Genomic DNA, 15,140 nt, shown 5'->3' with positions numbered 1-15,140 from the left:
CGGCGCCCGGCGCACCGGGGCATCCAAGGAAGGGCCGAGCCATTGTGTCGGCCGCTGCCGGTGCGTGTGGACGACTGGCGCCCCCGCCTCCCGCAGCGCGCCTCCGCGACGCGGGTTCGCGGCGCGGACGAACGCCCCGGCGCGCAGAGCCGGAGTACCCGGGGTGTCCGGGGGCGGAGCCGTTGCGTCGACCGCTGCCGGCTCGTGTGGACGACCTGGCGCATCCACCTCGCGGCTCGCGCCTCGCGCCTCGGCGGCGCCGGCTCGCGACGCGGGTTCGCCGCGCCGGTTCGCCGCGCGCCTCCGCCGCGCGGACGAACACCCCCCGCGCGCCGGGCGGGTCGCGGGCGCGCAGCCGAACCCGCGCGTTCCCCGCTCAGCCCGACGCAGTCGTCCGGGCAGCCGTCAGTGCCTGCTCGGCGTACCCGCGGCCGAACAGGACGGCGTGCACCAGAAGCGGGAAGAGCTGGTGGAGGGCGATACGCTCGCGCCAGCCCGCGGCGAGCGGTGCCGCGTCCTGGTAGCCCTCCAGCACCCGCTCGAGGTGGGGGCAGCCGAAGAGGTGCAGCATCGCGAGATCGCTCTCGCGGTGTCCGCCGTGCGCGGCCGGGTCGATGACCCAGGCGTGCCCGTCGGCTCCCCACACCACGTTGCCGTTCCACAGGTCGCCGTGCAACCGGGCGGGCGGCTCGGCGGGGCCGGCCAGCTCGGGCAGTCGTTCGCAGACCCGTTCGACCACCGGCGCCTCCGTGGCGCGGACGGTCCCCAGGTCGACGGCGCGGCGCAGATAGGGCAGCACGCGGTGCTCGGCGTACCAGCGCGGCCAGTCCGGGCCGGGGACGTTGCGCATGGGGGCGAGACCGATCCAGGCGTCTTGGGGCCCGCCGGGCGGCGCGGCTCCGAAGGCGGGGGCGCCGGCGGCGTGCAGGGCGGCCAGCTCGCGCCCGAAGCGGACCGCCGCCTCCGCGGTGGGCGGCCCGTCGGGGACGCGGTCGGTGACCAGCCGACGCTCGTCCTGCCCGTACACCACGGGCACCCGTACGGCACGGGCGTCCGCCAGCCAGCGCAGGCCGGCCGCCTCGGCGCGCACCGCGCCGTCCTGGTCGCCGCGTTTGACCATCACCACGCGCCCGTCGTCCAGCGCGACCTCGGCGAGCACCCCGGACAGCCGCCGCTGCCCCGTCACGCGCCCGCCGGTGAACCGGGCCGCCACGGCCCCGGCATCCAGACCGTCGGAGCTGTTCCACACGGCGCCAGCGTACGGCCGTACACCGCAGGCCAGGACCACCCACACAGACGGAACGTGTTGCTCCGGTTGACGTTCCGGCTCGGGACGTCCAGCATCAAAACATCACGCTCGCATGCAAAACGCCCCATCGTCATCACACCCATCCCCCCTCAGAAGGTGGAGGCGGTGCTCCATGGCAGACAGGACGACCGCCAGAGGAATGGCCGGCGAGCTGGTCTCGGAATTCCTCGGCACCATGGTCCTCATCCTTTTCGGAGTCGGCGTGGTCGCCCAGGTCGTGGCCGCCGGACTCGGAAATCACGACAGCATCGCCTGGGCCTGGGGGCTCGGCGTCACCCTCGGTGTGTACGTCGCCGCCCGGATCAGCGGTGCGCATCTCAATCCGGCCGTGACCGTGGCTCTGGCCTGCTTCAAGGGGTTCTCCTGGAGCAAGGTCCTGCCGTACGCCCTGGCGCAGACGGCGGGCGCGTTCGTCGCCGCGCTGATCGTGCGCTGGAACTACACGGAGGTCCTGGCGAAGTTCGACCCCGGTCACACGATCAAGTCGCAAGGCGTGTTCTCGACCCTGCCGGGCAACGGTGTCTTCCCGGTCAGCCAATGGGGCGCGCTGCGTGACCAGGTGATCGGCACAGCCATCCTGGTGCTGCTGATCTTCGCGATCACCGACCTGCTCAACACCCCGCCCGGCGCCAACCTCGCACCCTTCATCATCGGCCTCGTCGTCGTGGCGATCGGTATGGCCTGGGGCACGGACGCGGGGTACGCCATCAACCCGGCCCGTGACTTCGGCCCCCGGCTGGCCAGCTTCATCACGGGGTACGGCACGGCGTTCAGAGACCAGTACGGCGATCTCTACTTCTGGGTGCCCATCGTCGGGCCGCTCGTCGGCGGTGTGGTGGGTGCCGCGATCTACCACTTCATGATCACTCCGATCCTGCGGCGCGGCGTGGAGGAGCAGGAGCCCGGCCGCGTTCCCGCGCCCGACGCAGGAGGTCCCGAATAGACGGCCGCCGCAGGCGACCGTGCAGCACGCCGAGCACGATCGCCGCGCCCACCGCGACCAGGTGTTCACGCCCGGCCAGGTTGGGCACGGCGATCGACTCCCACACCATCGACCCGCCGGTCAGCGTGAACAGCACGGGCGCGCGGCGGGTCACCGCCATGTACGTGAACAGCCCCACGACCGCCGCCGAGGGGCCGGTGTCGAGCACCTGGCCCGTCTCCGGGGACAGGCCGAGCCCCCACCAGCCGGGCCCGATCGCGATCATCACCCGGGCCGCGAGCGTGCCGGCCAGCGTGGTCGCGTAGGCGACGGCCAGGGTACGGATCCGGCCGAGCGCCACCTCGGCCAGCGCGAACGCCAGGAACAGCGACGTGAGGCCCGCCCACACCGGCAGGTCGAGCGCCGGCACGTACAGCGACACCGGGGTGCGCAGCAGGGCCAGCCACAGCGGCAGGTCGCCGCGGACGCCGCCGAGGACGCGCACCACGGTCGCGCCCACCCGGTACTGCGCGATCGCGTGGAAGAAGATCACCCCCACGCAGGCCACGCATCCCAGCAGCAGCGCGCCCGGCCCGCGGCGCACGAGCCGGACGACCGGGTCGGCCACGATGCCGCGGAACTCGTTCCACAGCGTCCGCCCGACGAACACCACCGCGCGCCGGGACAGCCCCCGAGGCCGCCCGCGCCGGCTCTCCCGCACGGCGGGCGGCATCGCTCCACCGCCACCCGCGCCTTCCCCGTACGGACGTCCCTCGCCCCGGTACACACCTGCCCCCTGACGCGGGGCGCGACCCCGCCGCCCCCTCCAGCACGACCACCGCCATCGTAGGGAAGGCTCCCGACCGGCCCGCTCGACCCCGGCCGGACGACGCGGCGTTCCCCGCCCGCGCCCCGCAGGTTACCGTTCGGTAGACGACGGAGTTCCGGAGGTGCGCCGTATGACGCTCGACCGCCCCGCAGGACTGGCCGAGACCGCCCGTGCGCTGGCCGCGGGCGAGGTGAGCGCGCGGGAGCTGGCCGAGCGCACGCTGCGGCGGATCGAGGCGTCACAGGCGACGGTGAACGCGTTCCGGATCGTCCGGGCCGAGGCCGCGCTCGCCGAGGCCGGGGCGGCGGACCGGGAACTGGCCGCGGGCGGGCGCAGGCCGCTGCTCGGGGTGCCGGTCGCCGTCAAGGACGACATGGACGTCGCGGGCGAGCCGACCGCGTTCGGCTGCTGCGGCGACTTCCCGCCCGTGACCGAGGACGGAGAAGCGGTACGGCGGCTGCGCGCGGCCGGGGCGGTGATCGTCGGCAAGACCAACACCTGTGAGTTCGGGCAGTGGCCCCACACCGAGGGGCCCGCGTTCGGCGCGACCCGCAACCCGTGGAACCCCGGGCACACGCCGGGCGGTTCGTCCGGCGGGTCGGCCGCCGCCGTCGCCGCCGGACTGGTGCCCGCGGCGCTCGGCTCGGACGGCGCCGGCTCGGTGCGCATCCCGGCCGCCTGGACCCATCTCGTCGGCATCAAGCCGCAGCGCGGCCGGATCTCGACCTGGCCGCGCGGCGAGTCCTTCCACGGCATCACGGTCAACGGCACCCTCGCCCGCACGGTCGCCGACGCCGCGCTGCTGCTGGACGCGGCGAGCGGCAACCACGCGCGCGACCCGCACCGGCCGCGCGCGCTGACCGTGTCCGACGCGGTCGGCCGCGACCCGGGGCGGCTGCGGATCGCGCTGTCGCTGAAGCCGCCGTTCACCGCGGTGCCGGCCCGGCTGCGACCGGAGGTGCGCGCCCGGGTCGTCGAACTCGCCGAGACGCTGGCCGGGTTGGGGCATGTGGTGGAGGAGGCCGACCCGCCGTACGGACCGATCGGGCTGACCTTCGTGCCGCGCGCCACCGCCGGGATCGCCGAACGTGTCGCCGAGGCGCCGTTCCCCGAGCTGCTCGACGCCCGCACCCGCGGCGCCGCCCGGCTCGGCCGGCTGCTCGGCGGGGCGCCACTGCGGACGGCGCGGCGGGCCGAGGCGGTGCTGCACCGTCGTATCGGCGCGTTCTTCACGTCGTACGACGTGATCCTCGCGCCGACCACGGCCGCTCCCCCGCCCCGCATCGGCGCCCTGCACGCGCTGAGCGGGTTCGCCACCGACCGGGCGATGATCGCGGCCTGCCCCTACGCCTGGCCGTGGAACGTGCTCGGCTGGCCCGGTGTCAACGTGCCCGCCGGGTTCACCGCCGACGGGCTGCCGGTGGGCGCCCAGTTGCTCGGCCCCGCCCACAGCGAACCGCTGCTCGTGTCGCTGGCGGCCCGGTTGGAGGCCGAGGCGCGCTGGCACGAACGGTGGCCGCCCGGGGCATAGGCCCCGCCCCGGCCCGGCCCGTACGCTGTGACCATGGACGATGCGTCGATGGTCGGGCTCATGGGGCGGGTCACCGGAACGGTCGGGCCCGGGCTGGTCGGCGAGGTGATCGTCCGGGTGCGGGGCGGCGCCGAGCACTTCCTCGCCTACCCGGCCGCGGGCACCGCCCGGATCGAGCGCGGCACGGTCGTGATGGTGGTCGAGTACCTGCCGCCGCGGACCGTCTACGTCACGGCCGCCTACGACAGTTGAGCCCGCCGCGGCGCAGGTGAGAGGCGTCTGCGTCAAGATTGCAACAAGGATTCACGGACGTCTTCCGGCGCGGGGCCGCCGGGCGCACACTCCCTTCGTTCGGTGCCGAAAGGGCACCATGCAAAGGGGGCGAATGCCGATGGTCGTCGGCGTCGTTGCGGGGGCGGTCGTCGTTGCCGTCCTGCTTCTGATCGGTCTGTTCAAGCTCATGTGGCGTGTCGCCGAACCGAACGAGGCGCTCATCATCTCCGGCTCCAAGCACCGTACGGAGGGCCTGGAGGAGGGCATGGGCTTCCGCATCGTCACCGGGCGCGGCACGCTGGTGCTGCCCGGGGTGCAGGCGGTGCGCAAGCTCTCGCTGGACCTGAACGAGACCGAGTTGCAGGTGGACTGCGTCACCCATCAGGGCATCCCGCTGAAGGTGCGCGGCGTGGTCATCTTCAAGGTGGGCGACGACTTCGTGTCGATCGCGAACGCGGCCCGCCGTTTCCTGGACCAGCAGAGGCTGATGTCGGAGCGGGTGCACAACGTCTTCGCCGGTCATCTGCGGTCCATCGTGGGCGGGTTGACGGTCGAGGACATGATCCGCGACCGGGAGAAGCTGACGGGTCAGACGCGTGCCGCGTGCGGCACGGAGATGGAGAAACTGGGCCTGATCGTGGACTCGTTGCAGATCCACGAGATCGAGGACCCGACCGGGTACATCCAGAACCTGGCGATGCCGCACGCGGCGGCCGTGCAGCGGGACGCGCGGATCGCGCAGGCCGAGGCCAACCGGCTGGCGACCGAGGCCGAGCAGCAGTCGTTCGCGCGGATGGCGGAGGCGACCCGGGACAGCGAGATCCTCCAGGCCGGCTACCAGGCCGAGCGGGACAAGGCGGCCGCCAAGGCCCGCCAGGCCGGGCCGCTCGCCGAGGCCGGGGCCCGGCAGGAGGTCGTCGTGCAGGAGACCCGGGTCGCGGAGCTGGAGGCGCACCGGCGCGAGCAGCAGCTCCAGGCGGACGTGCGCAAGCCGGCCGACGCCCGCGCCTACGAGACGCGGACGCTGGCCGAGGCCGAGCGGGACGCACGGATCTCGGCGGCCCAGGCCAAGGCGAAGGAGACGGAACTGGCCGCGGCGGCCGAGGCGACCCGGGTCAAGACGGCCGCGGGCGCGGAGGCCGAGGCGACCAGGACGCGCGGTGAGGCCGGCGCCGCCGCCACCCGGGCCACCGGTGAGGCCGAGGCGGCAGCCGCCCAGGCCAAGGGGCTCGCGCAGGCGGAGGCGGTCAAGGCGCAGGGTCTCGCCGAGGCCGAGGCGATCAAGGCGCGGGCCGCCGCGCTCGCCGAGAACCAGGAGGCGGTCGTCGCCCAGCAACTCGCCGAGAAGTGGCCGGAGATCGTCCAGGCCGGGGCGTCGGCCTTCGGCAATGTCGACAACATGGTGCTGCTGAACGGCGCCGACGGCATGGCGGACGTGTTCGCCAAGGCGCTCACCATGGGCGGCACGGGTCTCGGACTGGCCCGCCAGCTGCTCGCGTCGATGAACGCTAACGGCCAGAACCCGGGCGGTCCGTCGCTGAACGGGTCCGCTCCCCAGCCGCCGCAGAGGGTGCCGGTCCAGGACGCGTGAGGCACTGATCGCGCGGTCACGGGGGAACCTCTAGGGTGCCCCCGTGACCGCTTTCACCGAAGAAGAGAACGTCCCCGGCCGTCAGGGCCCGACGGCCACCACCGAGGCCGATCCGCGCGAGGTCGGCCGGGTGCGCACCGAGTACTCCCCCGCCCATGACGGCGATCCCGACCCCGGCGAGATCGTCTGGACCTGGGTGCCGTTCGAGGAGAACGACGGCCGGGGCAAGGACCGGCCGGTGCTGGTCGTGGCCCGCGAGGCGGCCGGCACCTTCCTGGCCGTGCAGTTGTCCAGCAAGCGGCACGACGGCGACCGGGAGTGGGTGCCGATCGGCAGCGGCCCGTGGGACCGCTCCGGGCGCGACTCCTGGGTGGACGTGGACCGCGTGCTGCGCCTGCACGAGCAGGGCATGCGCCGCGAGGCCTGCGCCCTGGACAGGATGCGCTTCGACCTGGTCCGCAGGCGGCTGGCGGAGCGCTACGGCTGGACCTGAGCGGCCGCACCCTCGAAGCAGCGTTCGAAAGCGGCCCGGGTGTCGCCCCTGCGGTCCAGGACGCCGAAGACCACGTGGTCGAACCGGTGGGCGAACCGCCCTCCGGGGGTGAGCAGCGCGTGAAACGCCGCGGCCACCTGGGCCGGATCGTTGCGGAAGACGCCGCAGCCCCAGGCGCCCAGCACCAGTCGCCGGTACCCGTGCGCGGCCGCTGTCTCCAGGACCCGCTCCGCCCGTACCGCCAGGGCGCGCGGCAGCTCGGCCGCGCGCTGGGGCGCCGTGCGCAGGACGACGCCGGCGTTCGGCGCGGCGGCGGTCAGGAAGCCGGCCTGGAAGGGCTCGTCCAGCAGACGGCCCCGGTCGTCGCGGAAGACCGGCACTCCCGGGGAGTGGATGACCCGGTCCGTGTAGAACGGGTCGCGGTGGGTGCGGTGGTGGTCGTAGAACTCCGGCGCCCGCAGCAGGCAGGTGTGCAGCGCGGAGGCGCGGCACAGGGCCTCCTCCTGGGCCTGCGCCCCGTTCAGGTAGCCGCCGCCCGGATTGCGCGCGGAGGCGAAGTTCAGGACGGCCACCGGGTGGCGGGCGAGGCGGCGGGCGGCCAGAAGGCTGCTCTCGCCGGTGACCTCGATCCGCGTGCCGGCCGGCGGCGCCGGGGGCACGGGCACCGGCTCCGGGCCGTGCATCCGCGTGCCCTGCCGCGCCGCCTCGATCGCCCCCGCGAGGGGCACCGTGCGCCCGTCCGGCCGGGCGTAGCGGCCCGCCTCGACGATCGTCTCCGTCTCCCGCGCGATGCCGCGCAGGCGCGCGCTCACGGCGCCACCCCCGTGGACGCCGGGAGCGCGCGCTCCCCCGTCGTGCTCATGCACGCATCCTGAGCGATGCTGGTCATGCGCCGCAACGCGTTTTCCCGGGCGTGGAACGCGGCGGAAAACCTGCGGGAAAGGAACCTTACGAAGCCCGGAACGTGTCGCCTGGCACTCTTGTGCGATTCGGCAGGAGCGTCTTGGGTGGGACGAGCGTGCCGCGCCCGGACCACCCGGAGCCGGGCCGGCGGCATGGTGGACTCTCAGGAGGATCCCGACATGTCCGATTCGTCGCCTACTGCGGCGGGTGACTGTACGGAGCACGACGAGCCCCGTATACGTGTCACCGAGGCCGAGGTGGAGGCCCTGGTCAGGGGCATCTGCTTCAAGACCGGACCGCCCCGTCGGCTCGGGGTGGAAGTGGAATGGCTCGTCCACGAGGAGCGCGACCCGCTGCTCCCCGTGTCACCCGACCGGCTCGACGCGGCCTACGCCGCATTGCGGAACGTGCCCCTGGGCTCGGCCCTCACCGTCGAACCCGGCGGCCAGCTGGAACTGAGCTCGCCGCCCGCCGCCTCCCTGATGGAGTGCGTCGGCACCGTCTCCGCCGACCTCGCCGCCGTCCGCGCCGTACTGCGCCGCGACGGCCTGGTCCTGGCCGGCATCGGCCACGACCCCTGGCACCTGCCGCGCCGGTATCTGCGCGAACCGCGCTACGACGCCATGGAGACCGCCCTCGACCGCGCCGGACCGGCCGGCCGCGCGATGATGCGGGCCTCCGCCTCCGTGCAGGTGTGCGTGGACGCCGGACACGAGGAGCCCGGCCCGCTGGGCCACGGGCGCCGCTGGTGGCTGGCCCATACGCTCGGCGCCGTTCTGGTGGCGGCCTTCGCGCACTCCCCGATGGCCGGGCACCGCCCCACCGGCTGGCGCTCCACCCGGCAGCTGCGCTGGATGGAGATCGGTCCGGGCCGCGCGGGCGCCCCCGTCCCGGACGGCGAGCCGCGCGCGGCGTGGGCCCGGCACGTGCTGGACGCGCCCGTGATGTGCGTCCGGCGCGAGGACGGCCCGTGGGAGGTGCCCGACGGGCTCACCTTCCGCGAGTGGACGCGTTCCGGGGCCCCCCGGCCGCCGACCCGTGCCGACCTCGACTACCACCTCACGACGCTGTTCCCACCGGTGCGCCCCCGCGGTCATCTGGAACTGCGGATGATCGACGCCCAGCCCGGCGAGGACGGCTGGATCGTGCCGCTCGCGGTGACGGCCGCCCTGTTCGACGACCCGGAGGCCGCCGAGACCGCGTATCGCACGGTGAAGCCGCTGACGGAGCGGACGCTCGCGCTGCCCGCACCGCACAACCCGCTGTGGGCCGACGCGGCCCGCGACGGCCTCACCGACCCGGAACTCGCGGAGGCGGCCGCCGACTGCTTCACGGCGGCGCTCGCGGCACTGCCCCGCCTCGGTGCCACCACCGAGGTCACGGACGCCGTCGCGGCGTACCGGGACCGCTATGTGCTCAGGGGCCGCTGCCCCGCCGACGACCTGCTGGATGAACTGCGCGGCGCGGACGCGCGCGCCCACGGGAAGGACGACCTGCGATGACCGAGACCGCGCCCGACGCCGACACGCTCCGCGAGCGCGCCCTCACCTCGCTCACCACCGCCCGCGAGCGCACCACCCTGCTCACCACCTGCGTCGAAGGCCCCGACCTCACCGCACAGCACTCGCCGCTGATGTCCCCGCTGGTGTGGGACCTCGCGCACATCGGCAACCAGGAGGAGCAGTGGCTGCTGCGCACGGTCGGCGGACAGGAGGCGATACGCCCCGAGATCGACCATCTCTACGACGCCTTCGAGCACCCTCGCGCCGAACGGCCCTCCCTGCCCCTGCTCCCGCCCGACGAGGCCCGCGCGTACGCCGCCCAGGTGCGCACCCGGGCCCTGGACGTGCTGGAGTCCGCCCGGCTGGACGGCACCCGGCTGACCGAGGCGGGCTTCGCGTTCGGGATGATCGCGCAGCATGAACAGCAGCACGACGAGACGATGCTGATCACCCATCAGCTGCGCACGGGACCGCAGGCCCTGACCGCCCCGGACCCCGATCCGGCGCCCCTGTTCACCGGCCCGGCCGAAGTCGTCGTCCCCGGCGGCCCGTTCACCATGGGTACCTCCGGCGAGCCGTGGGCGCTGGACAACGAACAGCCCGCGCACGTCCGGGAGGTCGCGCCGTTCGCGATCGACACCACTCCGGTGACCAACCGCGCCTACCAGGCGTTCATCGAGGACGGCGGCTACGACGACCCCCGCTGGTGGACCCGCGAGGGCTGGGACCACATCCGCCGCCACACGATCCACGCGCCGCTGTACTGGCGCCGCGACGGCGGGCAGTGGCTGCGCCGCCGTTTCGGCGTCACGGAGGTCGTCCCGCCGGACGAGCCGGTCCTGCACGTGTGCTGGTACGAGGCCGACGCCTACGCCCGCTGGGCCGGGCGGCGGCTGCCGACGGAGGCGGAGTGGGAGAAGGCGGCCCGCTTCGACCCGGCGACCGGCGGCTCGATGCGCTACCCGTGGGGCGACGCCGACCCGGAGCCCGAGCACGCCAACCTCGGCCAGCGCCATCTGCGCCCGGCCCCGGCCGGCAGCTACCCGGAGGGCGAGTCGCCGCTCGGCGTACGGCAGTTGATCGGCGACGTGTGGGAGTGGACGGCGAGCGACTTCCTGCCCTACCCGGGTTTCACGGCGTTCCCGTACAAGGAGTACTCGGAGGTGTTCTTCGGGCCCGAGTACAAGGTGCTGCGCGGCGGCTCGTTCGCGGTGGACCCGGTGGCGTGCCGCGGCACCTTCCGCAACTGGGACTACCCGATCCGGCGGCAGATCTTCTCCGGCTTCCGCACCGCCCGGTCCGTGGAGGGCGTCTGATGTGCCGTCACCTCGCGTGTGTGGGCGACGAGGAACCGCTCGGGCGGCTCCTGGTGGAGCCGGAGCACGGCCTGTACCGGCAGTCCTGGGCGCCCCGGCGGCAGCGGTACGGCACGGTCAACGCCGACGGCTTCGGGGTCGGCTGGTACGCCGAGGGCGACCCGGTGCCGGCGCGCTACCGCCGGGCCGGCCCGATCTGGGCCGACCAGTCCTTCGCCGACCTGGCCCGAGTGGTGCGCACCCGGGCGCTGCTGGCCGCCGTACGGGACGCGACGCTGGCGGGGGCCGACGCGGAGGCCGCTGCCGCGCCGTTCGCCTCGGGCCGCTGGCTGTTCAGCCACAACGGCGCGATCGCCGGCTGGCCGCGCTCCCTGGCCGCCCTCTCGCGCACCCTGCCCGCCGAGGACCTGCTGGCGCTGGAGGCCCGCACCGACTCGGCGCTGGTGTGGGCGCTGGTGCTGGCCCGGCTGCGGGCCGGTGACGAGATGGGCCAGGCGCTGGCCGACACGGTCGCCGAGACCGCCCGGGCCGCGCCGGGATCCCGGCTCAACCTGCTGCTCACCGACGGCGACACCATCGCCGCGACCGCCTGGGGCGACACCCTGTGGTACCTGGCCGAGCCGGGCCGCCGCACGGTCGTGGCCTCCGAGCCCTACGACGACGACCCGCTGTGGCACGAGGTCCCCGACCGCACCCTGCTGACGGCGAGCCGCACCGAGGTGCTGCTCACCGAACTGAAGGACCTCGATCAGGACGCACCCCTCAAGGAGCCCCGACCGTGAGCCCGTTCCGCATCACCCGCACCCTGCCGGAGGACGCCACGGACGCCGCCCTGCGCGCGGACGTCCTCGCCGGCCTCGCGGCCACCCCGAAGACGCTGCCGCCGAAGTGGTTCTACGACGCCCACGGAAGCGATCTGTTCGAGCAGATCACGGCGCTGGAGGAGTACTACCCGACGCGCGCCGAGCGCGAGATCCTGATCGACCGGTCCGGGGACATCGCCGCCGCCACCGGGGCCCGTACCCTGATCGAGCTGGGCTCCGGTTCCTCGGAGAAGACCCGGTACCTGATCGACGCGCTGACCTCGCTGCACACCTATGTGCCGGTCGACGTCAGCGAGAGCGCGCTCACCCAGGCCGGGCAGGCGCTCGCCGCCGAGCGGCCGGACCTGCACGTGCACGCCCTGATCGCCGACTTCACCGGGGCGCTCGCGCTGCCGGACACACCGGGTCCGCGGCTGGTGGCGTTCCTCGGCGGCACGATCGGCAATCTGCTGCCGGCCGAGCGGTCCGCGTTCCTCGCGTCGGTCCGGGGGCTGCTCTCCCCCGGTGACGCGCTGCTGCTCGGCACGGACCTGGTGAAGGACGAGCGGGTCCTGGTCCGCGCCTACGACGACGCGGCCGGGGTGACGGCGGCGTTCAACAAGAACGTCCTCACCGTGATCAACCGCGAGCTGGGCGCCGACTTCGACGCGGACGCCTTCGACCACGTCGCCCGGTGGGACGCGGACCGCGAGTGGATCGAGATGCGCCTGCGCTCCCGCACCGCGCAGACGGTGAAGGTGCCCGCGCTGGGCCTCGCCGTCGACTTCGCGGCGGGCGAGGAGCTGCGCACGGAGGTGTCGGCGAAGTTCCGCGAGGAAGGGGTCGCGGAGGAACTCGCCGCGAGCGGTATGGAGTTGTCCCACTGGTGGACGGACCGGGAGGGGAGGTTCGCGCTGTCGCTGGCCACGGCCCGCTGACGGCGCTCAGCCCAGCGACACCTTCAGGGCCTCGGTGATCCGGCGTGAGGCGCGGCGGGCCTCGGTGGCGGGGTCGGCCCCGGTCAGGACGGCGGTCATGTACCGCTTGATCGGGTTGTCGGCCTCGACCACCGCCCACTCGGGTGTGCTGGGGGTCGCCCGGCCGTGCGCGGCTCCGGCCGCCATGGCCGCGACCCCCTCCGCGCCGGCCACGGCGGGGGCGAGCCTGGCCTTGTTGGGCACGTAGTTCATGGTGCGCGCGAGGTCGCTGTCCCACCGGGCTCCGGTGAGGGCCTCGACGACGGCGAGGGCGCCCTTGCGTTCGTCGGTGTTCTGCGGCACCACGAGGTCGGAACCGCCGGTGAACACGGCGCCGGTACGGCCGGCGCTCCTGCCCGGCACCGGGAAGAAGCCGAGCTTGCCCTCGAGGCCGGGGTTCTGCTGCACGACGGACTGGGCGAGGCCGGGTACGGCCACGATCTGCGCCACCGAGCCGGAGGCGAACACCCCTGCCTGCGGCGGGTGTTCCTCGTCGGCGCCGGCCGGCCCGTCGCCGAGGGCGTGCAGCCGCCGGTAGAAGTCCATGCCGCGCAGGGCGGCCGGGGTGTCGAGGGTGCCGCGCCAGCCGCCGTCGCCCTCCACGGCGAGCTCCCCGCCCTCGTCCCAGACGAACCCGGCGAGGGTGTACCAGTCCTGTCCGGCGAGGTAGATGCCCTGATGGCCGGCGGAGTTCAGCTTCCGGGTGATCTCCAGCCACTCCTGGCGGGTCTTCGGCGGTGCGGTGACACCGGCTTCGGCGAAGAGGTCCTTGCGGTAGATGACGACGCGGTTGGCGGCGTACCAGGGGATGCCGAACTGCTGTCCGTCGCGCTGCCCCGGCTCGGCGAGGCCGGGCAGCCAGTCGTCCAGGCCCCAGTCGCGCATGGACTCCAGGGTCAGGTCGAGCAGTCCGCCCTTGTCGATGTACTGCGGGACCTGGGTGTTGCCGACCTCGATGACGTCGGGGCCGTCGGAGCCGTCCGCCTTGAGCGCGGCCTGCACCTTGGCGCCGATACCGGTCCACTGCTGGACGCGGATGTCGAGCGCGAGGCCGGGATGGGTGTGCTCGAAGTCGTCGGTGAACCGGCGCAGGAACTCCGGTGAGGCGCTGTCCTTCATCAGCCAGACGGTGACCGTGCGGCGGGCCGCGCCGCCGTGCGGCAGGACGCCACAGGCGGTGAGCAGGCAGGCGGACGCGCAGGCGAGGGCGAGGAGACGGCGTGGCACGAGGGGGCTCCCGGGGTCCTGGCTGGAGGGCTTCAGGCTGCGGACAGAGAAAGGGGACCCGACGTGGGGGACGAGTGGCTGACTCGAACGGGTGTGCCGGATTTTGGTATGGACCAATGCGAGGGGTCAAGGGTTTCCCCGAGGAAGGCGGGCGCGACCGCCTCGCGCCGAGCGGCACTCTGGGGCACGGTGGAGTGACGCGTGACACACGCGCGCCCCGCCCCGAGAGGAGCACCGCATGTCGAACCACACCTACCGCGTCACGGAGATCGTCGGCACCTCCCCCGAAGGTGTCGACGCAGCGATCCGCAACGGCATCACGCGCGCCTCGCAGACCCTGCGCAACCTGGACTGGTTCGAGGTGACCCAGGTGCGCGGGCAGATCGAGGAAGGCCGGATCGCGCACTGGCAGGTGGGTCTGAAGGTGGGCTTCCGTCTCGAGGAGTCCGACTGACGCGGCCCGGGCGGCTCAGGTACGACCCTCGCGCTCCTGCGCCACCTTCAGCTCGGTCGACGGGGCGGCCCAGCGGGCCCGCAGGACGGTGAACCCCTCGCGCTCGGCGTCGTCACACACCAGCTCGTCGTCGTCCACGAGGACCCGGATCTCGCGGCTGCGGGCGAGCCGGCGCAGGGTCTCCAGCTTGGTGCGCCGGGCGGGCCGCCGGTCGTCGTCGCGGCGCATGTGGACGCGCCCCTCGGGCAGTCCGTGCTCGGCCAGCCAGTCCAGCGTGTCGGCCCGGCACCGCTCGGGCCGCCCGGTGAGGTAGACGACCTCGCACTCCTTCGCGCACTCCACGGCCAGCGCGACGCCCTCGGCGAGCGGCGGGTCCTCGGGCGCGGCGGCGAAGAACCCGTCCCAGTCCTTCGGCCGCCGCTCGAGGAAGCGCTGGCGGTGCGCGGTGTCGGCGAGCGTGTTGTCGAGATCGAACACGGCGAGCGGACGCCGGGAGCCGCGGGGCGCGGACGTGCGGGGCGTGTCTGTCACGCGGTCCACCCTAGGGGGTGTCCCCCCGGCCCCGCCGTATGGATCATGCTTCTCCCATGCGATCCCCCGCCCGTTCCGGCGTCCCCGCCCCCCGCAGGTCCTTCGTCGGCGCCGCCCGGCAGCGGCCCTGCACCCTCGTGGTGTGCCGGGGCTGCTGCTGCGGCAACGCCCGCAAGCACCCCGGCACCGATCACGACCGGCAGGTGGAACGGTTGCGTGCCGCGGCCGTGGAGCACGGCTTCCAGGTCCGCACGACCGACTGTCTCGGCCCCTGCGACCAGGCGAACGTCATCGTCGTCCAGCCGTCGTCCGCGGGACGCCGGGCCGGCGGGCGGCCCGTGTGGGTGGGGTTCGCGATGGACGACGACTGCACGCAGGAAATCATCGACTGGGCGGCCGCGGGCGGCCCCGGCGTGGCCGCGCCGCCGGTGACGCTGGAACTGCAGGTCATCCGGCGGCCGGGAGCACGCGGGTGAGGC

Annotated in this window: 16 protein-coding genes; 11 read left to right on the top strand and 5 right to left on the bottom strand. The window is 74.1% G+C overall.

Features of this window, described 5'->3' with window-relative positions; genetic code table 11:
- Positions 1 to 376 precede the first annotated feature (376 nt).
- Entirely contained in the window at positions 377 to 1,249 is an 873-nt protein-coding gene (locus AB0E88_RS14540; RefSeq protein WP_361629431.1) for a fructosamine kinase family protein, read from the bottom strand.
- A gap of 172 nt (positions 1,250 to 1,421) precedes the next feature.
- Here AB0E88_RS14540 and AB0E88_RS14535 point away from each other — a divergent pair, with 172 nt between their 5' ends.
- Positions 1,422 to 2,252, top strand: a complete 831-nt coding sequence (locus AB0E88_RS14535; RefSeq protein ID WP_361629428.1) for an MIP/aquaporin family protein — start codon at positions 1,422 to 1,424, stop codon at positions 2,250 to 2,252.
- Here AB0E88_RS14535 and AB0E88_RS14530 read toward each other — a convergent pair.
- On the bottom strand, positions 2,173 to 2,964 hold the full coding sequence (locus tag AB0E88_RS14530) for a hypothetical protein (RefSeq protein ID WP_361629425.1): 792 nt from the start codon (positions 2,962 to 2,964) through the stop codon (positions 2,173 to 2,175). The genes AB0E88_RS14535 and AB0E88_RS14530 overlap by 80 nt on opposite strands.
- A 226-nt stretch (positions 2,965 to 3,190) precedes the next feature.
- On the opposite strand from AB0E88_RS14530, the gene AB0E88_RS14525 reads away from it, so the two are divergent.
- From AB0E88_RS14525 to AB0E88_RS14510, 4 genes are all read left to right on the top strand, one after another.
- Complete coding sequence (locus tag AB0E88_RS14525; RefSeq protein ID WP_361629422.1) at positions 3,191 to 4,591, top strand: amidase; 1,401 nt, start codon at positions 3,191 to 3,193, stop codon at positions 4,589 to 4,591.
- A 33-nt stretch (positions 4,592 to 4,624) separates the two neighbouring features.
- Positions 4,625 to 4,843 (top strand): hypothetical protein, encoded by a 219-nt coding sequence (locus AB0E88_RS14520; protein ID WP_361629419.1) that lies wholly within the window; start codon positions 4,625 to 4,627, stop codon positions 4,841 to 4,843.
- Positions 4,844 to 4,976: 133 nt separating this feature from the next.
- The gene (locus AB0E88_RS14515; protein WP_361629416.1) at positions 4,977 to 6,455 is read left to right on the top strand and encodes an SPFH domain-containing protein; all 1,479 of its coding nucleotides are present in this window, start codon (positions 4,977 to 4,979) and stop codon (positions 6,453 to 6,455) included.
- 43 nt (positions 6,456 to 6,498) lie between these two features.
- Positions 6,499 to 6,948, top strand: a complete 450-nt coding sequence (locus AB0E88_RS14510; RefSeq protein ID WP_361629413.1) for a type II toxin-antitoxin system PemK/MazF family toxin — start codon at positions 6,499 to 6,501, stop codon at positions 6,946 to 6,948.
- Here the strand turns inward: AB0E88_RS14510 and AB0E88_RS14505 are convergent.
- Positions 6,933 to 7,760, bottom strand: coding sequence for a TIGR02452 family protein (locus AB0E88_RS14505; RefSeq protein ID WP_361629410.1), 828 nt, complete (start codon positions 7,758 to 7,760; stop codon positions 6,933 to 6,935). The two genes, AB0E88_RS14510 and AB0E88_RS14505, sit on opposite strands and share 16 nt — an antisense overlap.
- Positions 7,761 to 8,030: 270 nt before the next feature.
- Here AB0E88_RS14505 and egtA point away from each other — a divergent pair, with 270 nt between their 5' ends.
- The 4 genes from egtA to egtD are packed head-to-tail and all read left to right on the top strand — an operon-like array spanning position 8,031 to position 12,410.
- Positions 8,031 to 9,353 carry an ergothioneine biosynthesis glutamate--cysteine ligase EgtA gene (egtA, locus tag AB0E88_RS14500; protein WP_361629407.1) on the top strand — a complete coding sequence of 441 codons (1,323 nt, stop codon included), beginning with the start codon at positions 8,031 to 8,033 and terminating at the stop codon, positions 9,351 to 9,353.
- A complete protein-coding gene (gene egtB, locus AB0E88_RS14495) occupies positions 9,350 to 10,669 on the top strand; it encodes an ergothioneine biosynthesis protein EgtB (RefSeq protein ID WP_361629404.1) in 1,320 nt (439 codons plus the stop codon). The genes egtA and egtB overlap by 4 nt, the downstream gene beginning before the upstream one ends.
- Positions 10,669 to 11,451 carry an ergothioneine biosynthesis protein EgtC gene (gene egtC / locus AB0E88_RS14490; protein ID WP_361629401.1) on the top strand — a complete coding sequence of 261 codons (783 nt, stop codon included), beginning with the start codon at positions 10,669 to 10,671 and terminating at the stop codon, positions 11,449 to 11,451. The genes egtB and egtC overlap by 1 nt, the downstream gene beginning before the upstream one ends.
- Positions 11,448 to 12,410 (top strand): L-histidine N(alpha)-methyltransferase, encoded by a 963-nt coding sequence (egtD, locus tag AB0E88_RS14485; protein WP_361629398.1) that lies wholly within the window; start codon positions 11,448 to 11,450, stop codon positions 12,408 to 12,410. The genes egtC and egtD overlap by 4 nt, the downstream gene beginning before the upstream one ends.
- Positions 12,411 to 12,416: 6 nt before the next feature.
- Here egtD and AB0E88_RS14480 read toward each other — a convergent pair whose 3' ends face one another.
- On the bottom strand, positions 12,417 to 13,676 hold the full coding sequence (locus tag AB0E88_RS14480) for an extracellular solute-binding protein (RefSeq protein ID WP_361629395.1): 1,260 nt from the start codon (positions 13,674 to 13,676) through the stop codon (positions 12,417 to 12,419).
- A gap of 238 nt (positions 13,677 to 13,914) precedes the next feature.
- On the opposite strand from AB0E88_RS14480, the gene AB0E88_RS14475 reads away from it, so the two are divergent.
- Positions 13,915 to 14,130 (top strand): dodecin, encoded by a 216-nt coding sequence (locus tag AB0E88_RS14475; protein WP_361629392.1) that lies wholly within the window; start codon positions 13,915 to 13,917, stop codon positions 14,128 to 14,130.
- A gap of 15 nt (positions 14,131 to 14,145) precedes the next feature.
- On the opposite strand, the gene AB0E88_RS14470 is transcribed toward AB0E88_RS14475, so the two are convergent.
- The gene (locus tag AB0E88_RS14470) at positions 14,146 to 14,661 is read right to left on the bottom strand and encodes a hypothetical protein (RefSeq protein ID WP_361629389.1); all 516 of its coding nucleotides are present in this window, start codon (positions 14,659 to 14,661) and stop codon (positions 14,146 to 14,148) included.
- A gap of 56 nt (positions 14,662 to 14,717) precedes the next feature.
- On the opposite strand from AB0E88_RS14470, the gene AB0E88_RS14465 reads away from it, so the two are divergent.
- Positions 14,718 to 15,137 (top strand): (2Fe-2S) ferredoxin domain-containing protein, encoded by a 420-nt coding sequence (locus tag AB0E88_RS14465; protein WP_361629386.1) that lies wholly within the window; start codon positions 14,718 to 14,720, stop codon positions 15,135 to 15,137.
- Positions 15,138 to 15,140: the final 3 nt, after the last annotated feature.

Source organism: Streptomyces sp. NPDC028635, from assembly GCF_040637635.1.
Taxonomy (GTDB): Bacteria; Actinomycetota; Actinomycetes; order Streptomycetales; family Streptomycetaceae; genus Streptomyces.
Note: the sequence above shows the minus strand (reverse complement) of the source record. Positions and strands in the feature narration are given on the sequence as shown.